The sequence below is a fragment of the Bosea sp. F3-2 genome, from assembly GCF_008253865.1.
Taxonomy (GTDB): domain Bacteria; phylum Pseudomonadota; class Alphaproteobacteria; order Rhizobiales; family Beijerinckiaceae; genus Allobosea.
The window spans coordinates 1503139-1527074 of record NZ_CP042331.1; the positions used below are offsets into that span (position 1 = coordinate 1503139).

18 protein-coding genes are annotated in these 23936 nt (G+C 67.2%); 6 read left to right on the forward strand and 12 right to left on the reverse strand.

Going from position 1 to position 23936, the window contains the following annotated elements; all coding sequences use genetic code 11:
* Window positions 1-25: 25 nt before the first annotated feature.
* The 3 genes from ubiV to ubiT are packed head-to-tail and all read right to left on the reverse strand — an operon-like array spanning window position 26 to window position 2451.
* Window positions 26-922, reverse strand: coding sequence for a ubiquinone anaerobic biosynthesis protein UbiV (gene ubiV / locus FQV39_RS06955; RefSeq protein ID WP_149129626.1), 897 nt, complete (start codon window positions 920-922; stop codon window positions 26-28).
* 24 nt (window positions 923-946) lie between these two features.
* Entirely contained in the window at window positions 947-1924 is a 978-nt protein-coding gene (gene ubiU / locus FQV39_RS06960) for a ubiquinone anaerobic biosynthesis protein UbiU (protein ID WP_149129627.1), read from the reverse strand.
* Window positions 1915-2451: a ubiquinone anaerobic biosynthesis accessory factor UbiT gene (gene ubiT, locus FQV39_RS06965; RefSeq protein ID WP_149129628.1), complete on the reverse strand. Its 537-nt coding sequence runs from the start codon at window positions 2449-2451 to the stop codon at window positions 1915-1917. The genes ubiU and ubiT overlap by 10 nt, the downstream gene beginning before the upstream one ends.
* Before the next feature lie 124 nt (window positions 2452-2575).
* On the opposite strand from ubiT, the gene FQV39_RS06970 reads away from it, so the two are divergent.
* Together FQV39_RS06970 and FQV39_RS06975 are read left to right on the forward strand one after the other, a co-directional pair.
* Window positions 2576-4096: a UbiD family decarboxylase gene (locus FQV39_RS06970; protein ID WP_149129629.1), complete on the forward strand. Its 1521-nt coding sequence runs from the start codon at window positions 2576-2578 to the stop codon at window positions 4094-4096.
* Complete coding sequence (locus FQV39_RS06975) at window positions 4093-4680, forward strand: UbiX family flavin prenyltransferase (RefSeq protein WP_149129630.1); 588 nt, start codon at window positions 4093-4095, stop codon at window positions 4678-4680. Before FQV39_RS06970 ends, FQV39_RS06975 begins: the two co-directional genes overlap by 4 nt.
* A gap of 161 nt (window positions 4681-4841) precedes the next feature.
* Here the strand turns inward: FQV39_RS06975 and hemN are convergent, their stop codons facing one another.
* Both hemN and FQV39_RS06985 read right to left on the reverse strand, forming a co-directional pair.
* Window positions 4842-6185, reverse strand: a complete 1344-nt coding sequence (gene hemN, locus FQV39_RS06980) for an oxygen-independent coproporphyrinogen III oxidase (protein ID WP_149129631.1) — start codon at window positions 6183-6185, stop codon at window positions 4842-4844.
* A gap of 145 nt (window positions 6186-6330) precedes the next feature.
* The gene (locus FQV39_RS06985; protein WP_149129632.1) at window positions 6331-7260 is read right to left on the reverse strand and encodes a LysR family transcriptional regulator ArgP; all 930 of its coding nucleotides are present in this window, start codon (window positions 7258-7260) and stop codon (window positions 6331-6333) included.
* Window positions 7261-7328: 68 nt separating this feature from the next.
* On the opposite strand from FQV39_RS06985, the gene FQV39_RS06990 reads away from it, so the two are divergent.
* Both FQV39_RS06990 and FQV39_RS06995 read left to right on the forward strand, forming a co-directional pair.
* Window positions 7329-7955: a LysE/ArgO family amino acid transporter gene (locus FQV39_RS06990; protein ID WP_149129633.1), complete on the forward strand. Its 627-nt coding sequence runs from the start codon at window positions 7329-7331 to the stop codon at window positions 7953-7955.
* A 107-nt stretch (window positions 7956-8062) separates the two neighbouring features.
* Window positions 8063-8980 (forward strand): dihydrodipicolinate synthase family protein, encoded by a 918-nt coding sequence (locus FQV39_RS06995; protein WP_149129634.1) that lies wholly within the window; start codon window positions 8063-8065, stop codon window positions 8978-8980.
* Window positions 8981-9105: 125 nt separating this feature from the next.
* Here FQV39_RS06995 and FQV39_RS07000 read toward each other — a convergent pair whose 3' ends face one another.
* A complete protein-coding gene (locus FQV39_RS07000) occupies window positions 9106-14346 on the reverse strand; it encodes an autotransporter domain-containing protein (RefSeq protein WP_187640191.1) in 5241 nt (1746 codons plus the stop codon).
* 329 nt (window positions 14347-14675) lie between these two features.
* Between FQV39_RS07000 and FQV39_RS07005 the strand changes: the two genes are divergently transcribed.
* Window positions 14676-15485 carry a helix-turn-helix transcriptional regulator gene (locus FQV39_RS07005; protein WP_149129636.1) on the forward strand — a complete coding sequence of 270 codons (810 nt, stop codon included), beginning with the start codon at window positions 14676-14678 and terminating at the stop codon, window positions 15483-15485.
* A 90-nt stretch (window positions 15486-15575) separates the two neighbouring features.
* Here the strand turns inward: FQV39_RS07005 and FQV39_RS07010 are convergent, their stop codons facing one another.
* The 6 genes from FQV39_RS07010 to FQV39_RS07035 form a co-directional block, all read right to left on the reverse strand.
* Window positions 15576-16658, reverse strand: a complete 1083-nt coding sequence (locus tag FQV39_RS07010; RefSeq protein WP_149129637.1) for a hypothetical protein — start codon at window positions 16656-16658, stop codon at window positions 15576-15578.
* A 1-nt stretch (window position 16659) separates the two neighbouring features.
* Complete coding sequence (locus FQV39_RS07015; RefSeq protein ID WP_149129638.1) at window positions 16660-18195, reverse strand: class I adenylate-forming enzyme family protein; 1536 nt, start codon at window positions 18193-18195, stop codon at window positions 16660-16662.
* A 10-nt stretch (window positions 18196-18205) separates the two neighbouring features.
* Complete coding sequence (locus FQV39_RS07020) at window positions 18206-19969, reverse strand: ABC transporter permease subunit (RefSeq protein ID WP_149129639.1); 1764 nt, start codon at window positions 19967-19969, stop codon at window positions 18206-18208.
* On the reverse strand, window positions 19966-21024 hold the full coding sequence (locus tag FQV39_RS07025; protein WP_210251183.1) for an ABC transporter ATP-binding protein: 1059 nt from the start codon (window positions 21022-21024) through the stop codon (window positions 19966-19968). The genes FQV39_RS07020 and FQV39_RS07025 overlap by 4 nt, the downstream gene beginning before the upstream one ends.
* Window positions 21025-21047: 23 nt before the next feature.
* Window positions 21048-22115 carry an ABC transporter substrate-binding protein gene (locus tag FQV39_RS07030; RefSeq protein ID WP_149129641.1) on the reverse strand — a complete coding sequence of 356 codons (1068 nt, stop codon included), beginning with the start codon at window positions 22113-22115 and terminating at the stop codon, window positions 21048-21050.
* A gap of 69 nt (window positions 22116-22184) precedes the next feature.
* Window positions 22185-22958 carry an enoyl-CoA hydratase/isomerase family protein gene (locus tag FQV39_RS07035; RefSeq protein WP_149129642.1) on the reverse strand — a complete coding sequence of 258 codons (774 nt, stop codon included), beginning with the start codon at window positions 22956-22958 and terminating at the stop codon, window positions 22185-22187.
* A 121-nt stretch (window positions 22959-23079) separates the two neighbouring features.
* Here FQV39_RS07035 and FQV39_RS07040 point away from each other — a divergent pair, with 121 nt between their 5' ends.
* On the forward strand, window positions 23080-23904 hold the full coding sequence (locus FQV39_RS07040; RefSeq protein ID WP_248313276.1) for an IclR family transcriptional regulator: 825 nt from the start codon (window positions 23080-23082) through the stop codon (window positions 23902-23904).
* Window positions 23905-23936 lie beyond the last annotated feature (32 nt).

Below are 23936 nucleotides of genomic sequence, written 5' to 3' on the forward strand. Positions count from 1 at the left end.
TTAGACGGGGTTCAACGCATTGCGCCTAGATTTCCGCTCCCACACGCGTGTGGCCGGGGGCCGCATGCAGGAAGCCATTGGCCAGCGGCACGTCCGGATAGATCTCGCCCAACCGCCTCTCGGCTTCTTCCGGGTCGAGCCGCTCGTCGACGGCGTCGCGGAACAATTGCGCGACCGCGACCATGTCGCAGCCCTGCGGCGAGAGGCGCAGAGAAGCGACACCCGCGCGGCGCAATGAGGGGACGTCGCGCAACAGGCTGGCACAGCTATGCGACAGGGTCTGCACCCCGTTGACCGAGAGAAATCCGGCGCCGTCGAGCGTCTTGACGGGCATGCCGTCGGGATCCTGCTCGCAGACGAAGCGACAATTGTCCTTGGTCAGCTTGTGGGCGCGCGCATGGTAGCAGCGCGCCGAGATCGCCAAAGGCACCTTGCCGAAGGCGAAGACTTCGGTCGCGACCTGCGGCAGAGCGGCAGCGATGGTCGCGACCGCAGGCAACGGGAGTTCCGGCGGCAGGCAGATGCGCGTCGCGCCACGCTCCACCAGAAAGCCGGCCGCCGTCTCGTTATAGACATTGACGAAGGGGCCGACCGAAAACGGCTTCCGCGACAATGCGGCGAGGCAGGTCAGATCATTGATTTCGACCTCGGCTTCATCGGCCTGCATTAGCTCGCGGGTCTGGCGGCGCTCGCGCGGCAGCGAGACCAGGATCAGGCTGGAATGCAGCACCCGCTTGCCCGCCGCCTCCAGCCGCTCGACCACGGCGGGGATGTGGTCCTGCTTGAAGGGCGCCCGCTTCGAACAGACGGCTTCGCCGACCACGACAGTGTCGACAGGCGCCTCATCCGCGATCCGATAGTAGAAATCGCGCCAGCGCTCCGGCGACCAGTGATAGAGGACGGGGCCGAGGGTGAGCTGCATCGCCTGTTCCTTCTTCTTCGCGTGCTAGCGCCAGCCCTTGCGATAGGCGCCGACCGTGCTCGTCTGCCCTTCCGCCATGGCCGCAAGGCCAGCTGCAGGCGGGCTGCGCCCCTCGTCGATCGCGGCAAGAATCTTGCGGAAGGAGCGCACCACCCCCGCGATGTAGGCCCGGCCGCGCTGGCGGCCCTCGATCTTGAATGCGGTCACCCCCGCATCGCGCAGCGCCGGCAGCATCACGGCGGCATCCAGGCTGACGGGCTCCTCGAAGATGTAGCCGGAGCCCTTGGGCGTGGCGAAGCGGCCCTTGCACAGGGTTGGATAACCCGCCGGCTCGTCCTTGCCGAAGCTGTTGATGGTGAAACCGCCCAGGGTGGAGACGATGCGCCCGTCACGCTCGGCATAGGCAACGTGGCTTGCCGGAGAACAGACACCGTTCATGTTCGGCGACTGGCCGGTGGCGTAGGAGGAGAGCGAGCAACGCCCCTCCTCCATCACGCACAGCCCGCCGAAGACGAAGACCTCCGTCTCGCAGGGGCTCTCCCGCACGATCGAGGCGATCTCCATCACGTTGAGCACGCGCGGCAGCACGACGCGGCGCGCGCCGAAGCTCTCGGCATAGAAGCGGATCGCGTCGGGATTGGCCGCGCCGGCCTGCACCGAGACATGGAGCCTCTGGCCGGGATGCCGGCGATGCGCATAGTCGAGCGTCGCAAGATCGGCCAGGATCAAGGCGTCGGCCCCGGCCGCCACGGCGTCGTCGATCGCCGCTTGCCAGAGCCCGAACGCGCCGGCACGCGCGAAAGTGTTGATCGCGACCAGCACCTTGACGCCATGCCGATGGGCGAAAGCGATGCCCTTGCGCAGTTCGTCACGCGAGAAATTGAGGCCGGGGAAATTGCGGGCATTGGTCTCGTCGCGAAAGCCGCAATAGACCGCGTCCGCTCCCGCCTCGACGGCAGCTTCGAGACTAGCCGGCGTCCCGGCCGGGCAGATCAGCTCCACGTCCGGCCTCCTGAGGCGGCGGGTAGCGATTGCAGCTGTCTGCGAACAGTCTCGCTCAGCCGTCGGCCCAGCGGGCCGAGGTGGCCGAAGAGCACGGCTCCGAAATCGATCCGCGCATCGTCGATCGCATTGCGCAGGGCGAGCGCAGCGGCGACATCGCCCTCGACCCAGAGCACGCGCGAGAAGAACAGCGCATCGCCGTCGAGCGTGCCCTCCGCCATGCCGACGAGCCCCGCCAGCGGCCCGCGGATGCTGGCGTCGAGACCGGCCGGAAGAGTCCGCACAGCCCGGACCCGCGGATGGCGCGGCTTCGGCTCGAGGACGAAGGCGAACGGCAGGTCGGTCGGATCGATGCCGAAGCGCTTGTTCGCATGCTCCCCGAGGCGGCCGTAAAGATCGGGGTGCAATCTGCCGATCCGAGCGAGCATCAGCGCCAGCGCCGGCTGCAGCGGCGCAAGCGGCAATGGCGCGACGGCGCGCGCCAGCCATGGCGGCAGCACCGGCGGAATCGCCGGTAGCTCGGTCATCTGTGGATCCGACATCGATCACCTCCAGAACCGAGACTAGGCTGGAAGGAGAAGCGCTCATTGCTCTGGCGCAAAGACGGCCGCGATTGCAACGGCCCATGGTCCGGCAACCGGAGCCCCTGCCTTGCCGATCCGCACCCTGCCCCGCTTTCGCGATCTCAGTGCCTTTCTCACCCATCTTGATGCAGCCGGGCAGCTGAGGCGTATCGCCGAGCCGGTCAGCGTCGTCCACGAGATCACCGAGATCCACCGGCGCGTCATCGCGGACGAGGGGCCGGCACTGCTGTTCGAACGCCCCCTGCAGCCGGACGGCTCGGTTTCGTCCATGCCGCTGCTGACCAATCTCTTCGGCACGGTCGAACGCGTCGCCTGGGGCCTTGGGATCGAGCGCGAAAACCTGTCCGCCTTCGGCCGAACGCTCGCCGAACTGCGCGAACCGCGACCGCCGCGGGGACTCGCGGAGGCGTGGAAGTCGTTGCCGCTGGCCCGCGCCGCCCTGTCGATGCGACCGCGCGAGATCAGACGCGCACCGGTGCAGGAGCGGATCTTCCGAGGCGACGCGATCGACCTGACGGCGCTGCCGGTCCAGCTCTGCTGGCCGGGCGAAGCTGCGCCGCTGATCACCTGGCCGCTGGTGCTGACGGCGCCGCCCGAGCCTTCGCTCCATGATGAAGGCAATCTCGGCGTCTACCGTATGCAGGTGCTCGGCCGCGACCGCGCCATCCTGCGCTGGCTGGCCCATCGCGGCGGCGCCCGCCACCATCAGCAATGGCACCGGCTCGGCCGTGACATGCCGGTCGCGGTCGTGATCGGCGCCGACCCGGCGACGATCCTGTCGGCCGTGCTGCCGCTGCCGGAAACCGTCCCGGAGCTGCGCTTCTCCGGCCTGCTGCGCGGCGAGCGGCCGGCGCTGGTCCCCTGCGTCAGCATCCCGCTCGCCGTCCCCGCCGAAGCCGAGATCGTGATCGAGGGCCTGGTCTCACCTGACGAGACGGCGCCGGAAGGACCGTTCGGCGACCATACCGGCTACTACAATGCGGTCGAGCCCTTCCCGGTGATGCGCGTGACCGCGGTGACGATGCGACGGGCGCCGCTCTATCTCTCGACCTTCACCGGCCGGGCGCCGGACGAGCCCTCACGCATCGGCGAGGCGCTCAATGTCCTGTTCCTGCCGCTGCTGCAGCGGCAGTTTCCCGAGGTGGTCGACGTCTGGCTGCCGCCGGAGGCCTGTTCCTACCGAATCGCCGTCGTAGCCATCGCCAAACGCTATCCGGGACAGGCGCGGCGGCTGATGCTCGGCCTGTGGTCGCTGCTGCCGCAGTTCAGCTACACAAAGCTCGTCATTATCGTCGATGGCGACATCGACCCGCGCGACTGGGCGCAGGTGATGTGGGCGGTCGCGACCCGGTCCGATGCGAGCCGCGATCTCGTCACGCTTTCCGATACCCCGATCGACTATCTCGACTTCGCCTCGCCGAAGCCGGGCCTGGGCGGCAAGCTCGGCATCGACGCCACCAACAAGCTGCCGCCGGAGACCGAGCGGGAATGGGGCCGGCCGATGGCCATGGATCCGCAGGTCATGGCCCGCATCGATACGCTCTGGCCCTCGCTCGGGCTCACGCCGGCTTCCGGAAGCTCTCGATGAACCGGCCGGTGCGCGTCGTCGTCGGGATCAGCGGAGCCTCCGGCGCGGCGATCGGGCTCCGGGTGCTGGAATTGCTGGCCGAAGCCCGCCTGATCGAGACTCATCTGGTGATCTCGCCGGCGGCGGAGCGGACGCTCGCAACCGAGATCGGCCCGGACGCTCCGGCGCGAGCGCGAGCGCTGGCCTCCTGCTGCCATGACCATCGCGACATCGGCGCCAGCATCGCCAGCGGCTCCTTCCGCACTGCCGGAATGATCGTCGCGCCCTGCTCGATGCGCAGCCTCAGCGCCATCGCCTACGGACAGCTCGGCGACCTGCTGGCGCGCGCCGCCGACGTCCAGCTCAAGGAACGGCGCCGGCTGGTGCTGCTGGTGCGCGAAAGCCCGCTGCATCTCGGCCATCTGCGCGCCATGGTGCAGGTCACGGAATATGGCGCCATCATCGCCCCACCCGTCCCGGCCTTCTATCTGCGGCCTCGCAACGTCGCGGAGATCATCGACCAGATCGCTCGGCGCGCCATCGGCCTGCTGGACCTCGGCGTCGAGACGCCAGTGCCGGCCGAATGGCATGGCGACGATGACTGAAACGGCTTTGAGCCGATTTCGATCAGATTGAACCACGCGAGCCGTCATTGCGAGGAGCGGAGCGACGAAGCAATCCAGGGGCACTGGGTGAGACGTTCAACCCAGTCCCCCTGGATTGCTTCGCTGCGCTCGCAATGACGGTGAGGTTGATCGAAAATGCTCTAGACGGCCCGGCTATAGCGGCGCGGCGACTGTTCGACATGGGCATCGAAGACCGACGCCACCTTGCGCACGAACAGGCGCGCATTCTCCGGGAGGAGCACGCGGCTACCGTCGAAGTCGATCACGCCATCCGACGCCAACTGGTCAAGGGCGCGTAACGCGGGAGCGAGGACCTGCGGATCGACCGGATGCCGTGCGCAGACTGCATCGATATCGACCGCGAGATCGCACATCACGCGCTCGATCAGTTCGGCCCGCAGGCGGTCCTCGGCGCTCAGGCGATAACCCCTGGCGGTAGGCAGCACATTGTCGGCGATGCGCTCCGCATAGCGGCCGATGACCACCTCGTTCTGGACATAGCCCTGCGGCAAACGCCCGATCGCCGACGCCCCGAAGCCGATCAGCGCCTCGCAGGGATCGGTGGTGTAGCCCTGGAAATTGCGGTGGAGCCGGCCTTCCGGCAGCGCCCGGGCCATCGCGTCGTCCGGCCGGGCGAAATGATCGAGCCCGATGCGGACATAGCCCGCCGCGGCGAGCCTACGCGCCATCGCCTCCGCCTGCTCGTGCCGCGCTTGCCCGTCGGGCAGGTCCTCAGTGGCGATCCGGCGCTGGTGCTTCTTGAATTCCGGCACATGGGCGTAGCCGAAGATCGAGAAGCGGTCGGGCCGCATCGCCAGACATTGCTCGACGGTGTCGAGGCAGGATTGCAGCGTCTGCTTCGGCAGGCCGTAGATCAGGTCAAAGCTGACGGCGCGGACTCCCGCCTCGCGCAAGCCCGTGACAACGGCGGCGGTCTGCTCGACGCTCTGGATGCGGTTGATCGCCTTCTGCACGGCGGGGTCGAAGCTCTGCACCCCGAGGCTCGCGCGGTTGACGCCGGCCGCCGCCAGGGCGGTCGTCATCGCAGGCTCAAGGCGGCGTGGATCGATTTCGACCGCAATCTCGGCGTCGGGATGAACAGCGAAATGCTGGCGCAGCAGCCCGACAAGCGCGACGAAATCCGCCGGCTCGAGGATCGTCGGCGTGCCGCCGCCAAAATGGACGTGACGCACATCGACCGGTGCGGACAAATGCTCGGCGACCAGAGCGATTTCCCCGCGCAGCGCAGCGAGATAGTCGATGATCGGGCCGTTTCGCAGCGCCACCGTGGTGTGACAACCGCAATACCAGCACATCGAGCGGCAGAACGGCACATGCAGATAGAGAGACGTCGTCGTTCCCGCCGCAAGCGCCTTCAGCCACTTCGCATAGGACGGCCCGTCCACTTCTGCGTGAAAGTGCGGAGCTGTCGGATAGCTGGTGTAGCGCGGAAGCCGCTCGTCTCGATATGGTGTGGCCTGCATGGTGCGGCTCCGATGGACCGTTCAATCGAGCCCTTGTTTTAGCCGCCAGCGCGATCCTCTTCTTTGACATGCTGCAAACACGCGCCGTGCCGGCCGCCTTCCAAGCGCAGGTCGAGCCAACGCCTGCCCCGCATGGCCGCCGCCATCAGTCGAATCTCCCTGAATGTCCGGCCTTGTCGGCGGGTCCCAGCTCCTGCGCTGCAACCGTCCGTACCGCCTGTGTGAGTTGGTCGAGCAGCCGCGCCGCCAATCGTGTGCGCTGCCAGTACAGCGCAACCCCGATCCGCTTTTGCGGTGGCAGCTCGATCAGGCGACCAGCGGCAACCAGCGGGCTCGCGAGAGGCACAGGGGCCATTGACCATCCCAGCCCGGCAAGCGTCATATCCAGCATGCCCTGGGTCGATGGCGTCCAATGAATGGGCGGCGAGATCGTCGCTCCCCATGCCTCCCGCGCCCATCGCGACTGCAATTCATCGCGACGATCGAAGCGCATCATCGGAGCACGCTGCAGGCTCCCTGCATCGACGCCCGCCGAGAAATGGCTGCTCACAAATGCCGGACTGGCCACCGCCAGGTATTCGACGATGCCGAGCGGATGAATCTTGCAGCCGACGACGGGAGCCGGGTCGGCCGTCACCGCCGCCAGAACATCGCCGGTGCGAAGCCGCTCGGCGGTATGGGCCTCGTCCTCCAGGACAAGATCGAGCAAGCCGCCGGTTTCAGTCGCGAATTGAGCTGCTGCCCTGGGGAACCATGTGCTGACGCTATCCGCATTGACCGCGACCCGCACCGCATAGGGGCCGGTTTCCGGGCCAGCCGTCAGGCCGGGCAGAGCGCCGACGACCTCGGTTTCGAGGAGCCGGACCTGCTCGACATGGGCACAGAGCTTGGCGCCGATCTCCGTGGGGCGGCAGGGCGTGCCTCTCGTCAGCAGGATCGCTCCGAGCCGTTCCTCTAGGCCTTTCACACGTTGCGAGACAGCCGACGGCGTAACGCCCAGCGCTGCCGCCGCCTTCTCGAAACTGCCTTCGCGTGCGACGGCGGCGACTGCCGCCAGCGCTTGATAGTCGAGCATTAGTTTTCCTAAATCATCATAAGAGAATTTAGTTAGACTACATCGATATCCAAGCGCATCAAGCCCGCATGACCAGCGCTCTTCTGCCTGCCTTCGCCAAGGGCTTTGCCCTCTCCGCCGGCCTCATCGTCGCCATCGGCGCCCAGAACATGTTCGTCCTCCGCCAGGGGCTGAAGCGGGAGCATGTTTGGCCCATCGTCCTCTTCTGCGCGGCGGCCGATGCCTGCCTGATCGTCGCGGGGGTGAGCGGCCTGGGCAGCGTGCTTGCGGTTGTTCCGGGATTGTCGCTGGCTCTCGGCCTTGGCGGAGCCGCCTTCCTGACCTGGTACGGCGTCTCGGCCCTGCGTCGGGCAGCCGGCCCAACCGCGCTCATCGTCGATCAGCAGGCGGCGGTCAGTCTCAGTGCCGCGCTTGCAGGCAGCGCGGCCTTCACCTTCCTCAACCCGCACGTCTACATCGACACCGTCATGCTGATGGGCGCCGTTGGGACGAGCCTGCCTCCAAGCGAGCGCACGCCATTCATGGTCGGAGCGGCGAGCGCGAGCTTCGCCTGGTTCGCATCGCTGGGGTTCGGCGCTCGCTTCCTGGCGCCGCTCTTCGCCAGGCCGGCAGCCTGGCGCATCCTGGATATCGCGATCGGCGTCTTGATGCTGGCGCTCGCCGCGAGCCTGGTTCGCGGCGCACTGGCGAGTTGACGAGCAAGATAGATCCAGCTCAGTCACCGGATCAGGATGATGCTGGCCGCCCTCGCCACGCGTCCCCAATCGATCCGGCACCAAGCCATGAGCGAGCGGAGCAGAACATGGCCGAAACTTCGATCTTTCGTGGACTCTCAGCCTTTCCACTGACACCGGCCGATGCCGACGGCGTGGTTGATACGGAAGCCTTTGCCCGCATGCTCGATCGGCTCGTGGCGGCCGGGGTCGATTCCATTGCCGTGCTGGGCAGCACCGGCACCTACGCCTATCTGGAGCGGAGCGAGCGATCGCGCGCGCTGGCAGCAGCCGTCGAGACCGTCGCGGGCCGCGTCCCGTTAATTGCCGGCATCGGCGCCATGCGAACCTCATGGGTGCGGGAGCTCGCCGGAAATGCCGAGCGCATGGGAGCTGACGGGCTGCTGCTGGCTCCGGTCTCGTACACACCGCTCACGCAGGACGAGGTCTTCGGCCAATTCGAAGCGGTCTCGACCACATCCGGCCTGCCGATCTGCATCTACAACAATCCCAGCACGACCCATTTCACCTTCTCGGCAGAGCTGATCGGGCGCCTCTCCAGATTGGCGAACATCGCCGCGATCAAAATGCCGCTTCCCGCGGACGGAAACTTCGAAGGCGAAATCGGTCTGCTGCGATCGTCCTGCCAGCACGGGATAACCGTCGGATATAGCGGCGATTGGGGCGCGGCCTCGGCGCTTCTCGCCGGCGCGGATGCCTGGTACAGCGTCGTCGCCGGCCTTCTGCCGGCCGCCGCCCTGCGTTTGACGCGCGCCGCGATCGCCGGCGACCATGACGCAACTCACGCTGCCAATGCCGCTTTCGAGCCGCTCTGGTCGCTGTTTCGCGCCCATGGCAGCCTGCGCGTGATGTATCTGATCGCGGATCAGCTCGGACTTCAGCCCGGAGCACCGCCATTGCCCATCCAGCCCCTCGCCGGCTCCGTCGGCAAAGTGGTCGAGGGCGCACTTCAGCTTATCGAGAGATCTGCTGCGATCGGGAACTGACTTCGCGCCCAAAAAAGGACGTTGGCCGGTAGCCGCCGTGCTCCCGGTGCATCGTCCGCCGCAGCGACTGGTCAGCCCGTGGTCCCGAAATTGCGCCTTCGTCTCGCAGCCGCTTCGAGGTTCGTTCAGAATCTCACAGCCAGCGCGCCCTTGAAGCTGTGGTCCTGGGCATCGGTTGCGAGCTGCCCGGCATAGGACAGGCTGAGCGTCGCATTTCGGCTGATGGCGAGGTCGAGCCCTGCTTCCGCCAGCGCTGCATCGCGAGCGATCGGCAGGCCCGCGATGGTGAACGCACTGGATCCTGCGAAAGCGAGTGTCGTCCTCGGATCGACGTCGCCGAAGGCGTGGCGCCAGGCGAGTGCCCCACGCAGGCTCAGCTCCATGCCCTGGACCGCAACGGTGGTCGAGGCGCGGAGTCCCAATGTCGAGTAGCCCAGATTGGTGTCATCGCCGCGGGCAGTCAGCGCCGCGAGCCCGCCAGTCTCGCTGAAACCGGCCGTATGCAGGTTGACGTAGGCCAGGCCGACGAAAGGCTCGAGCTCGACCCGCCCCAAGGTGACGCGGTAGCCAAGCTCTCCGAAGACCTGCGCCGTGCCCGCGTCATAGCCGCCCTTGAGCCTGTCGCCGAAGCCGGCGAAGGCGACGGTGCGGCTGGTCTCGACGTCGTGCCAGGTGTAGCTCGCGCCGACCCTGAGCCCGAGCGCTCCCCACTGGCCACCACCATAGAGGCCAAGATGATAGTTGTCGCTCTCGCCCGAGGAGAGCCTGCCCTTCACGTCGAATTCGCTGTGGCTGTAGCCGGCGATGAGGCCGAAGCGCAGCGTGTCGAACACGGCTGCGTCGGCGCCGAGCAGGAAGCCCCCCGTCGAGCGGGTCAGGCCGGCGGCGTTGCGGTTTCCGTCGGTCCTGCCCCAGGCGCCGTAGCCCTGGCCCCAGACGGCGAAGCGGTCGGACCTCAGCGCCGGCATCGGGCCCGTCACGCCTGGCGCAAGATCAGCGGTGAAGCCGTAGCTCATGGTCGCCATTGGCGCTGCGCCGACCGAGCCGAAGGCCGAGCGCAGCCGGTCGTTCATCGCATTGCGCATGAACCAGCTCTCGTCGATCAACGCCGTTTTCGCCGAGGCATGGATCTCGCCGGAGAGCGTGTCGAAAGCTACCCGTGCCGAGGGCGCATCGAGCATCAGGAGGCTGTTGTAGAGCGCGAGCGTCCCGCCCGCCTGCGGCAGCGTGTTCAGCGCCACAGCAGTCGCGAACTGGTTGCGTGTCTCCGCCACGGTCTGGAAGACGGAAGGCGGCGGAGCGGGTGGCGTCACCGGCGGCGCGGCCGGATCGGAGGGCGTCACCGGCGATGTGCCCTTGACCGCGATGACGAGGTCGACCTGGTTCGGCTGCTGGTCGAGGCTGAGGTCGAGGAAGGCCGAGCGCGAGACCGCGCCGGGCGCGGTGCCCGAGACGCCGCCGGTCGCGGTCAGGACCGTGTAGCGCTGGCCGTTGATGTAGCTGGTCTGCGGATCGAGCGCGGTCACGCCGACCTGGCTGCCGGTGACGATGGCGCTTCCGGTCACGGCGATGCGGTCGGAGGTGCCGTTGCCGGCGATCTCGGCCTCGTAGGTCGAGCCGGGCGCCAGCGTCAGGTTGCCATTGACGTTGAGGGTGCCGATCGAGTTGCCCGGGGCAATGGTCGCCCCCGATTGGATCGTGGTGGAGCCGACCGTGCCGCTGCCGCCGAGCGCTGCGCCCGAGAGCACGGTGACGGCCGAGTTCGCGAACGAGGCATTCACCGAGAGCTTGCCCGCCTCGACGGTGGTGGAGCCGCCCAGATTGCCGTCGCCGGTCAGATTGAGATTGCCCGCCCCGCGCTTGGTGAGGGTGCCGGTGCCGTTGATCGCTCGGGCGAAGGTTCCGTCGCCCGGCTGGTCGAAGACCAGCGCGGCGTTGTTGTGGATCGGACCGAGGCCGAAGCTCGTCGCCGAGCCTATCAGCGTGCCGGCCTGGATCAGCGTGCCGCCATAGCTGTTGGTACCGGTCAGGGTGAGCGACCCGGCCCCCAGCTTCTGCACGTCGCCGCTGCCCGAAATGGTTCCGGTGAAGGTGATGTTGTCCGAGCGGTTGAAGGCGAGCGTGCGATTGTTGACGACGTTGCCGATGATCGAGCCGGTGGTGCCGCCATTGCCGATCTGCAGGACGCCGGCGCTGATCGTCGTGCCGCCTGTGTAGCTGTTGGTGCCGGTCAGGATCTGCGTGCCGGCGCCGCTCTTGACCAGCTTCAGCGGCGCGTCGCCCGGCTCACCATCCAAGATCGTGCCGGCGAAACTCGCCGTTCCGGAGGGCAGCACAACGGTCAGCGAGCCGGCCAGTGTGTCGTGGGCATTGACGACGATGCCCGAGCCTGAGAGCGAGCGCACCATCGTGTTGTGGCCGTTCGTCATCAGCGCGCCGGTGCTGGCAAGCGTCACGTCTGAGTTCGGCGAGAAGGCGGTGTTGGTGAGCGCCGTCAGTGTCACGCCGGCGCCAACCGAAGTCGGGCCGGTATAGCTGTTGTTACCGCGGAGATCGACCGCACCGATATCGGTATCGCTGTTGACAAAGGCGAGCGCTCCGCCGGCGCCGCTGCCATCGGTGATATTGCCCGAGAGCGTCATCACCTGGCCGTTGACGTCGACCCTGCCGCCGGCGGCGTTGACTACGATGGCATTGGCGAAGCTGTTGATGAAGTTCGTTCCCGCCTTGAACGTGCCGCCGTTCAGCGTAAGCGCACCCGGACCGAGCGCATCGGCGCTGCCCGCCTGCAGGGTGCCTGCCGTGATCACCGTGCCGCCGCCATGGCTGTTGAAGCCGGAGAGCAGCAGCGTACCGGCACCGAGCTTGGTCAGGCTGCCAGGCCCGGAGACCGCGCCACCCAGCTCGAACTGCGTACCGGCCGCCACGTCGAAGCCGCCGGGGCCGTCGAGCGTCACCGGGCGGAACGAGGCGAAGCTGGCCGTGGTCGCGAGCGTGCCACCATTGAGGCTCAAGCCGCCGGAGGCCGCCCCGAGATTGGCATCAGCGGAGATCTGCAGTACGCCGCCTTCGATCGCCGTGCCGCCGCTGTAGCTGTTGCTGCCGGAGAGCACGAGCCTGCCGTTGCCGACCTTGGCGATGGCCGTGCCGCCGCCATCGGCGATGGTCGAAGCGATGTTGGCGGTGACGCCGTTATCGACGTTGAAGGTGCCGGCCGTGCCGCTCGCGGGCCGGATCGAAAGCGTGCCGCCGCTCAGCGCGTAGCCATTCGCCGAGAATTGCAGGGTGTCGAAGCTTATCGTGCCGGCAACGCTGACCGCGCCGCCGGCGGTGCCGGCGAAGACGCCGACCGAGCCGCCCCAGCCGGCATTGGCGCTGCCGGTGCTATTGGTCCAATTGGTGCCGAAGGGAGCCCAGGTGCCGGCGCCGCCGTTGACGAGGCCGTTGCCGATTGTGTTCGTGCCGTCCCAGAACTGCATGGTCTGGCCGGTGCCGAACACGGCGAGGTTGACCTGCCCCGCCGTCGCCGTCTCGACCTGCGCGTTGGCGATGGTGAAGCCGCTGCGGGTCGAGGTCACGCCCTGGCTGGCGAAGCTGCCGGCGAGCGTGCCGCCATAGTCGAACAGCCGATAATGGCCGGCGGCCGCCGCGCGCGCATCGAGGGTGCCGCCGAGCGTGAGATTGCCGGTGACCTCGACGAGGTCGTTGCCGGCGACGGGATCGCTGCCGCCGACCACGCCCGGCGAATTCAGCTCGAAGATCGAGGTCGAGCCGCCATTCAGCGTGAGCGCACCGACCGTCAGCGTGCCGGGACTATGGCCCGCCGACAGGGTGCCGTTGACGGTTACGGCCCCGGCGATGCCGCCCGTCCCGGACAACGTCGCGCCGGCGTTCACCGTCATCGCCCCCAGCCCGCTCAGCGTGCCGTCGACACGCAGCTCGCCGGCCGAAACCAGCGTGGCGCCGCCATAGCTGCTGGCCCCGCTCAGGGTCTGCAGGCCCGCTCCCTGCTTGACGAGGCCGCCGGTGCCGTCGATCGAACCGGCGAAAATCTGGTTCGTCGCATTGCCGAAGGTCAACGTGTTGAGGCCGAGCGCGACCGTGCTGCCAGCGACACCGGACAAGGAACCGATGGTCTTGTCGCCGAAGCCGAGGCTCATGTCGAAAGCGGCGCCTGCCCCGGCAAGCGAGACAGCCGAACTCGCCGCAAGGCTGCCGCCAGTGAGCGCCAGCGTGCCGGCATTGATCGTCGTGCCGCCCGTATAGGTGTTCGCACCGTCCAGCGTCAGCGTGCCAGCGCCCTGCTTGACGAGGCCGCCCGAGCCGCCGATGACACCGGCGAAGGTCTGATTGAACGCATCGCCTAAGATCAGCGTGTGGGCACCGAGCGCGACGGTGGTGGCGGCGCTGCCCGCCAACGCTCCGATGGTTCGGTTGCCGTCGGCGGCGCTGATGTCGAAGCCCGCTCCTGCATTGGCAAGGTTCAAGGCGCCGGTCATGGCGAGGCTGCCTGCGCCGCTCAGCGCGAGCGTGCCGGCATTGATCGTGGTGCCGCCGATATAGGCGTTTGCGCCGGTGAATGTCTGCGTGCCGGCGCCGCCCTTCACGAGCGTGCCGGAGCCGGTGATGACGCCGGCGTAACTGGTGCTACTGGCGGAGGAGGTGGTGAGCGTCGCCGTGCCCAGAGCGATGGCGCCGCCCGTTCCGCTCAGGCCGGCGACGCTCTGGTTGAAACCGTTGAGGTCGAGCGTGCCGCCATTGACGGTGAGCGGCCCGGGGCCGAGCGTGTTCACCTCGTTCGTCTGCAGGAGGCCGGCCTCAACGACGGTGCCACCATGGCTGTTCGCGCCGGCCAGAAACATCGTGCCTGCGCCGGTCTTGATGAGGGCGCCAGAGCCCGAGAGGGTGGCTCCCGACTCAATCGAAAAAGAGCCGCCCGCAACGACATTCACCGTTAGGTCGGTCGCCGCGACGACCGCCATCGGCCCATAGCCCAGGAAGAATATCTCGGGGGTGGCCGCCTGCACGTCGATGGTCGCGTTCGTGCCGTCGAATCTCAGCGTGCCATTGCCGATGCCGTAGCGGGTTCCGCTGCTGGGAGCAAAAGTGAGGGTGTTCACCGTGAATGTCCCACCGCTCAGGTTGATCCCGGTATTGACGGGTGGGTCGGGCAGGAGCACCTGCGCCGTCGCGCTGTTCGGGACAACGCCCGTGTCCCAAGAGCCGGGCGTGCTCCAGGAAGCGCCACCCCCGCCAACGAAGGTGAAGGTCTGGGCCATTGCGGCGCCGGCCGGCAGCGTCAATACAGCAATGGTGGCGCCAGCAAGCGCCGTCGAACCTTTCAGCAGGCGGGCACGGCGAGCCATGCCGGGAGCGGGGCCTGTGGCGGGGCGAACATGCGAGAAGGCGTCAGGTCGCCTCGTTGGCCTCGCCCGGATCGAGGCGAAGTCGGGGAAGCCCCGTTCGTCCAAACGCATGCCGCAATGCCCCCGCAGGCAAGCCGCCGCAGCCGCCTGGCACAGGCCATTATCTCAGGCGAATCGCGGCTCGCCCACTACCCGAAAGGGTATGGTCCGCGCCATGCGATGCGGAAGATGCAGGCTCGCGCTTTAACGCATACCCCACCGATCGTCGCTAGATAATGGTGGTCAGGCGCACCGGCTTGGGACACGACGCGCCACGAAACCGAGGAATCATGGACGGCGACCTGAGGAACGAGATCATTGCTCTCTATGAAGCCCAGCCGGACCTGCTCAGCCTGCCCGGTCTTATCTTCGCCGGGGTCAGCCGCCTGATCGGCGCGGAGGTGGTGAGCTTTTCCGAGTTTCATCACCCGAGCCGGGATTTCCGCTCGATGGTTTCGGTGGAGGACGATCCCGAAAGGCGGGGCCGGGCCATGCAGGCCTTCGCCAGCCACATGCACTCGCATCCGTTCTGGCAGTATGACCCTGCCTTCTTCGGCGAGCGGGCGCTGCGTGAATCGGATTTCTTCACGGAGGAGGCGTTCCTGGCGCTGCCGATCGCCAGGGAGGTCTTCCTGCCATCCGGCGCGCGCCACATGATGGCCGTCGTCCTGACACACGAGCACTACGTCGTGACGATCGTCGGCCACCGCGTCCTGGGTCGGCCGCCCTTCAGCGAGGCGGAGCGCGACAGGCTGGAAGCCTTCCGCCCGCATATGATGCGCAGCTACCAGCAGGCGCAGGAGCGCACGCTGGCCAAGCTCACTCCCGGCGAGCGGCTGCGGCTGGCCTTTCCCGATCTCACACCGCGGCAGCTCGAGGTCGCCTCCCTGATCGCCTCGGGCAAGTCGAACGAGGAGATCGCCACGATCCTCGGCACCGGCATCGATGCCGTCAAAGCCCATGTCAAGGCGATCTACGGCAAGATCGATCTCGACAGCCGCCGCGCCATGGCGGCCGTCGCCCACACCGTGCCGCCATTCGCGAAGCTGCCGCCCCTCTGGAAGCTCGATCTGGAAGCCTGGGGCGGCCGAGGCGAATAGCTGGGCTAGGCAGGCCACCGGCGGATCAGGAGCTTGATCTGCCGGCGCGTGCCAAGTCTCTTCGCGGCAGAACTCTATGCTCGGAGCGAGCTAGGCCTTCTGCATCAAGGCCGAGCGCAGCTGAAGCAGCTCCTCACACACCGCTTCGAGCTCCTGCACGACGAAGCCGTTGCGGAGAGCGGGGCAGTGTTCGGCGAGCCTGTCGCCGAGGATGCCGGTGAAGACGACCTTGCCTTCGGGCGAGACGACAAGGCCGTTTTCCTGCTCGAACGACGCATTCCAGGCAATCGCTTCAGCACCGGTGATACCGCCCGGAAGATCGAGTTCGAGCGCCCCGTCCACGAGGCGGACCGGATAGCCGCCCGGCAGGCCGTTCGGCCCGGGGACATGCCCCTTCCATGACCGGTTGGCCGCCATGGCGAGCAGCATGGGAACGCCGCTGGCGCCGGAGATCTCGATGACCGGTTCGGGTGTGAGCTGGATGTCCGCGAAGCGCGCATAGACGTCCGCGACCTCTGTGCCTTCGAGCCAGACGCGCGGAGACCGACCGCCCCGATCCTCCGGCCGGCGACGCCAGGCGGCGAGGTTCTGGTAATGGGCGAGAACCTTGACCTCGCTTCCCGGCGGCGTGGCGACCGAGCCGGCGAAGACGTTGGACAGGATCGCGACATTGCCCATGCCGCAAGCGACGTCATGGCCCATCGCACGGATCATGCCGTTGACCACGTCCGGGAAGCCGCAATTGACCAATGTCACCGGCCTGCCACCGCGCGTGATCGCCGCGGCGACCCGCGATGAGAGCAGCGCCTGGAACACCGCCGTAGCGCTCAGGCCGCCCTCGGCCACGAGCTGCGTCCAGGCGTTGCCGGTCTGGGCGATCACCTGCGATGTCTGAATCGAGGCGGCCTGGACGACGATGCGCGGACCGGTTGCAGCGAGCATCTCGTCTGATGCGTTCGGAGCGAGCAGATCGACTGCGTGGGTGGTAAAGCGGGCCTTCTTGCCGAACAGCGCGGCACGAGCGTTCGCAGCGGTGCGCAGCCAGTTCAACCGCTCGCGATTGCGGCCGGCGATGACGACCTCGACCGGCTCGTCCGCAGTCGCGGCAATGTCGAAGGCGATGCGCGCGGCAAAGCCGCCGGTTCCGGAAACAAGGATATCACAGCCGGCCATCTCAGCGCCCCATCGCCATCGCCGCCCTGTCCCAGCAATCGTCGAGCCGGGGCGAGAGCTTGTGCTTCATGATGCGCTGGCTTGCCGTGCGTTCGAACTCATCGACGACGGCGATATAGCGCGGGTTCTGGTAGGGCGCGAGGCGCTGGCCGAGCCAGCCGGACAGCGCCTGCGGATCGATGACGGCGCCGTCGCGCGGCTTGACGAACAGCTTGATGTCCTGCTCGCCGACATCGGCGGCGACGCCGATCATGGCGCAGTCCTCGACCGCCTCGTGCTCGGCCGCGACATGCTCGACCTCCCAGGCTGAGACATTCTCGCCCCGGCAGCGCACGCTGTCGGTCATCCGGCCGTGGAAATAGAGATTGCCGCCGGCGTCGAAGGAGCCGAGATCGCCGGTATGGAAACCGTCGGCGCGCAAGGCCTTCGCCGTCGCCTCGGGATTGTCGAGATAGCCGGGGAAGATGGCGCCGGGAATGCTGGTCTCGATCACGATCTCGCCGCGCTCGCCGATGGCGACCGCCAGGCCATCCCCATCCAGCAATTTCACCGTGAACCAGGGCATCGGCCTGCCGACCGAGCCGACCACGCCGGTGACGTTGCAGGTCGTGAGGCTGGAGGCCTCCGTCATGCCGTAGCATTCGCGGATATCGATGCCGAAGCGGTCGCGGAACTGCGGCCAGATGTCAGCGGGGCAGCCGCCTCCCCAGGCGATGCGCACGCCGTGCTCACGGTCGCGGGCCGAAGGCGGCTGCTTCAGCAGGATCTGGAGGATGCCGCCGAGATAATGGATATGGCTCGCGCCCTCCGCTCTGACCTGATCCCAGAAGCGGCTGGCGCTGAAGCGCTCGACCATGGCGAGCGTGATGCCTCTGATCATAGGCAAGGGCAGAAGCTGCGCGCCGCCGATATGGTAGAGCGGCTCCCAGACGAAGAAGACATCACCCGGCTTCGCGTCGGAGAGCAGCGCGACGCTCTCGGCCGCCAGCCGCAGCATGCGGTGCGAAACGATCACGCCCTTCGGCCGCCCGGTGGTGCCGGAGGTGTACATGATCGCGAACACCACATCGGCCGGCGGCACGGGCTCCTCGAAGGAGCCCGTGCCGGCCAGAACGGCGTCGAGCTCGCCGCCCGGCGCATGGGCGAGCAGCGGCAGCTCCGCTTCGGACGCCATCGCCTCGGCGATCTGCGGCGCAAGCTCGGCATCGGCAACGATAAGGCGCGGCCGCGAATGCGTCAGCAGATAGCGTAGTCCCTCGCCGCGCTGCTGGGCGTTGACCGGCACCCAGGCGACACCGGCGCGAGCGAGGCCGAAGACCACCGCGATGGTCGCGATCGAATTACGCATCATCACGGCGACCCGGTCGCCGGCCACGATGCCGCGTGTTCTCAGATGCGCGGCGAAGGCGGCCGAGCGCCGCTCGATCTCGGCATAGGTCACAGGCTCGCCGCAGAAGCGCGCATAGACGCGCTCCGGCTCTGCCGCGGCGCGTGTCGTCAGAAGGCTCACGAAGCCAGCGTCGTCGAAGGAGGTCATCGTCGTCGGTTCAGTCGAGTCGGGAAGAGGAGCGGAAGCGTTCCGCGATGAGCAGCATCGCCGTCACCACGACGAAGACGACCACGGAGACCGCCGCCAGCGTGGGGTTGAGCTGCAGGATCATGTCGTCCCACATCTGCTTCGGCAGCGTCGTCTTGATGCCGCCCGAGACGAAGATCGCGATGGTCAGTTCGTCGAAGGAGGTGATGAAGGCGAAGAGGAAGGCGGCGACGAGGCCGCCCTTGACCAGCGGGATGGTGACGCCGGTCAGCGTCCGCACCCGGTTGGCGCCCAGCGTCGCCGCCGCCTGGTCGAGACGCTGGTCGTAGGTCTTCAGCACGGCGGCGATGGTGACCAGCGTGAAGGGGATGGCCAGCACGGTGTGGCCGATGACGAGGCCGAGATCGGTCGCGATCAGCCCCAGCCGCGCGAAGAGGTAGAACAGCCCGACGGCGATGACGATGCGCGGCACGATCATCGGCGCAAGGAAGAAGGCGAAGATCAGCCCGGCCCAGCGGGTGCGGCTGTTCGCCAGCGCCAGCGCCGTGAAGCCGCCGATAGCCGTCGCAGCGAGTGCCGTGACGAAGGCGACCGTGAAGGAGCGGATCGTTGCCTGGATCCAGAGCGGAGAGCTGAAATAGGTCTGGAACCAGCTCAGCCCATAACCCGGCGGCGGGAATTCCAAGAATTGCGAGGAGGTGAAGGCGAGCGGAATGACGAGCAGCGTCGGCAGCACCAGAAAGGCGATGACGAGCCAGCAGAAGCCGGGCAGCAGCATCGCGCAGATACGCTTGCCGAGCAGTGAACGCGTGACCTCTGCGAGCCGCCCCACCAGCGTCGCAACGGTGGAGAGGATGGCGAGGCCGAGATCGCGGATGCGGCCGGTGCCGACCTGAGCCGAACCGCCGGCGATGGTCGAGAGTCCGAATACCCGGTCGTAGACGACGCAGGAAGCCAGCGCCGCCGCCAGCATCATCGCCGAGAGAGCTCCGGCGAAGGGCCAGTTCAGCAGCTCCTGCACCTGCGTGATGATGAGCTGCGCCAGCATGGTTTCCTGTCGCCCGCCGAGGAAGGCCGGCACGATGAAGAAGCCGAGCGAAGAGATGAAGACGAGCAGCCCCGCCGCCGCCACACCCGGCAGAGAGAGTTTGAAGTAGACCAGCCAGAAGGCGCGCACCGGCGCGGCGCCCAGCGTCTGCGCCGCCTGGACGAGCCGCCGGTCGATGCCGGCCATCACCGGCTGCATGGTCATCACCGCCAGCGGCACCATGGCATGGACCATGCCGACCATGACGCCGAACTGGTTGTTGATCAGCGACAGCGGCTGGTCGACCACATGCGAGCCGGTCAGCAGCGAATTGATCACGCCGCTGCGGCCTAGGATCAGCATCCAGGCGAAGGTCTTGACGAGATAGCTCGTCCAGAACGGCACCATGACGAAGATCAGCATCCGCCCGCGGAACATGTCGGGCAGGCGCGCCAGCCAATAGGCGAGCGGATAGCCGATCAGCAGCGACCACAAGGCCGTCCACCCAGCGATGCGGAAGGTGATGCCGAGCACGCGCAGATAGACGTCGGTCGCGGCGATGCGCTGATAGGCGCCGGCAGAGAAAGCTCCGCTCTCCGGATCGACGATACTGAGGCCGAGAAGCTGCGCGACCGGCCAGACGAAAAAGACCGCGAGGAACAGAAGGCCGGGCACCGCCAGCCAGAGCGCGCTGAGGCGCAGCCTGCCCGCACGCGCTGGCGCGCTACTGATGCTCACGGCGCTCATGCGACCAGCACCGCCTTGTCGCGCGGCCAGCCGGCGACGATGGCCTCGTCGATCGCCGGCACCGCATCGTCGGGGCCTAGGCGCAGTACGAGCTGACCGCCATCCGCGAGCGCGGCGATGATCCGCGTCTCTGAGCCGGCATAGACGATCTCGCTGACGCGCCCGCTCACCGCGTTGCCGTCCTGCGCGCCGAGGCGCAGGTTCTCGGGCCGGATCACCAGCGCCGCATCTTGGCTCTCGCAATGCGCGCCCCGCGGCAGGGCGAAGCGGCCATGCGCGGTTTCGAGCGAGCCGTTGCCGTCCCAGCGGCCGCGGAAGATGTTGGAGATGCCGATGAAATCGGCGGCGAAGGCAGTGCGCGGGCGCTCGTAGATTTCGCGCGGGGTGCCGAGCTGCTCGATCTTCGCGTGATTCATCAGGCAGATGCGGTCGGACATCGCGAGCGCCTCTTCCTGATCATGCGTGACATAGACGATCGTGGCGCCGCTCTCGCGGTGCAGCCGCTTGATCTCGATCTGCATATGCTCGCGCAGCTTCTTGTCGAGAGCGCCGAGCGGCTCGTCCATCAGGATGATCGAGGGCTGGTAGACGAAGCAGCGCGCCAGCGCAACGCGCTGTTGCTGGCCACCCGACAGTTCGCGCGGGAAACGCCCGGCGAGATGCCCGAGATGCACCATGTCCAGGGCTTCGGAGACGCGCTTTGCGACCTCCGCGCCCGGACGTCCGCGCATCTTGAGCGGAAAGGCGATGTTCTCCGCCACCGTCAGGTGCGGAAACAGCGCATAGTGCTGGAAGACGAGGCCGATGTCGCGCTGATACACCGGCATGGCCGACTGGTCCCGGCCATCGATGACGACCCTGCCCTCGCTCGCCTCGACCAGCCCGCAGATGAGCTGCAGCAGCGTCGTCTTGCCGGAGCCCGAGGGCCCCAGCAAGGTGAGGAACTCGCCCTCGGCGACGCTGAGCGAACTGGGCTCGAGGGCCGTGGTCGCGCCGTATCGCTTGCACAGACCCTCGACGACCAGCTTGGCGTTCTTCGATTCAATCGCGGTCATCACGGAGCTCGTCGCCATCGGCATCAGGTCAGGAGCCAGGCGTTGAAGCGCTCGGTCACCTTGGCGCGGTTGGCGCTCCACCAATCCTCGTCGGCGATAGCCATCTGCTTCAGGTTCTCCGGCGAGGTCGGCAGGAGCTTGGCGCGCTCGGCGGGAATCGTCTGATAGGCGTCGAGATTGGTCGGGCCATAGGCCAGCGTATCGGTGAACACGGCCTGCGCCTTGGGGTCCGAACAGAAGCGGATGAACTGGCGGGCGACATCGGCCTTCGGCCCGCCTTTCGGCAGTCCCCAACCCTCGATCGAATAAAGGCCCTGGTTCCAGACGATCTTCGCCGGCGCGCCACCGTCGATCGCCGCCTGAAGCCGCGCATTCCAGCCCGGCAGCATGTCGACCTCACCGCTCTGCAGCAGCTGGGTCGACTGCGCGCCGCCGGTCCACCAGACCGCGACATGCGGCTTGATCTTGTCCAGCACCTTGAAGGCGCGTTCGACATCGAGCGGATAGAGCTTGTCGAGCGGCACACCGTCGGCGAGCAGCGCCTGCTCGATGGTGTCGATCGGGTTCTTGCGCAGCGCGCGGCGGCCCGGAAACTTCTCGACGTTGAAGAAATCGGTCCAGCTCGCCGGGGCGTTCTTCACCCGGTCCGTCCGGTAGGCAAAGATCGTCGAATAGACGTCCGTGCCCATGAATTCGGGCGAGATCGCCTGCGGCATCAGCTTCGGCACGTCGGCATGCGCGAAGCCGATCGGATCGAGCAGGCCTTGCGCCTTCAGGATGTCGCGGGCGGAGAGCGTCAGCGTGCAGACGTCCCAGGTGTAGGACTTCGTCTCGACCATCGCCTTGAACTGCGCCGTCGGCTCCGCTTCGCGGGCGACGTTGACCACCTTGTTGCCGGTCGCCCTCTCGAAAGGATCGTAGAAAGCCTTGCGGAAGGCGGGGCCGAACGGGCCACCGGGGTCGGCGACGGTGATCTGCACGGCAGCGCGCGCCGTGCCGATGAGATAGGGTGCCGCGAGCGCGCCGGCGGCAGCGCTACCGGCGAGCTGCAGCAGGGTACGCCTCGTCGGATTCGTGGTTCTGCTCGTCATCGTCTTCTCCCCTTCAAGCGGTTTTCCGCATTTCCCCGTGGGTGATCAGATCGTCAGGCGCTTTGACCTTCAGGCGCTCTTGCGCGCGGCGCGCGCGGCGAGAAACGCCTCCATCATCCGCGCCGGCTCGCCGGTCGCGTAGGCTTCGCGCTGGGTGCGGATGCCGGCGGCGAGACATTCCCGGAAGCTCTCCTCGGTCACCTCGCGGAAGCGGGCCTTGTTAAGCCGCATGGCGACCGGCGCCTTCGCCGCAAGCTCCTCGGCCAGCGCGAGCGAGGCTTCCATCACCTTTTCCTTCGGCACGATCCGGTTGATCAGACCGATGCGGAAGCACTCATCGGCGTCCATCATGCGGCCCGTCAGGGTGAGGTCGATGGTCCGGGCAAGGCCGATCATCTCCTTCATGATCCAGGGACCGGTCACCGAGGCGATGCCGGAATTGATCTCGGGCTGGCCCATGGTGACGCCGTCATGGCCGATGCGCAGGTCGCAGAGCAGCGCGACCTGGAAGGCCGAGCCGGCCGCAACGCCGTTCAGCGCCGCGATGATCGGCTTCGAGAGCGAGCGGATGCGGTCGTAAAGGCGCTCCCATTCATGCATCCAGGCTTCGGCCCGGTCCGGATCGAAGGTCTTGGTCTCGTTGAGGTCCTGGCCGGCGCCGAAGGCACGATCCCCTGCCCCGGTGAGGATGATGGCGCGCACAGCCTGGTTCGCCTCCAGCTCCTCCAGCCCCTCGACCAGGCGGGCCCGCATTGGCGCGTTCCAGGCGTTGAGGATCTGCGGGCGGTTGAGGGTCAGGATGCCGACCGCGCCGCGCACCTCGACCAGAACTGACTCCTTCATGACGCTCTCCGATGAATGTTTATTTCTATACGATAACTTCTATTGAATAGTCGACGAAGTTGCGCCACCTTGTCAAGGCCGTCGGTCACAGCCATTGATCGATTCAGGAGAGCAGGCCCCGATGACGATGCCCGAAGCGAGACAAAACGGCCGCAAGCGAGCGGCCTCGGCAGGTGAAGAGGCCGGGCGCAAAGACGATGTGCTGATGGTCAACTCGGTCGAGAAGGCGTTCCGCGTTCTCTCCGCCTTCGGTCGCCAGCATCAGACGCTGAACCTGTCGCAGGTGGCCTCGGAGACCGGCATGGATCTCAGCGCCGCCCAGCGCTTCACCCATACGCTCACCAAGCTCGGCTATCTGCGGAAGGACGCGCAGACCAAGCGCTTCGAACTGACCGCCAAGACGCTCGATCTCGGCTACCATTTCGTGCGCAGCAGCCGCCTGCTCGACCGGGCGATGCCCTATCTCATGCATCTGAGCAAGGAGACGGAGGAGACGGTCAACCTGACCGTGCGGGACGGCACCGAGATCATCTTCGTCTCGCGCTTCCTCAGCCGGCATGTGCTGAATACCGACGTCATCATCGGCACGCGGATGCCGGCCTATTGCACGGCGCCGGGCATCGCCATGCTGTCGCGCCTCCCCGAGGACGAGGCGATGGCGATCATCGATGCATCCGACCTCAAGCCGCACACGCCCTCGACCACCTGGCAGCGCGAGGCGTTGCGCGAGAAGCTGCGCCAATCGGCGGCTCAGGGCTACGCCACGGCTTTCGAGGAGGTCTATCTCGGCGACGCTTCCATCGCGGCCGTGATCGTCGATCACCACGGCCAGCCGGAAGCGGCCGTCAATATCGCGACCTCGACCTCGCGCTATAGCCATGCCGAGGTCGTCGCGCGCTTCTCCTCGCTCGTCATCGCAACCGCGCACGCCATTTCCCGCGTCTGAGCCATGCGGAGGAAGCGCTTGACAGGCCGTCG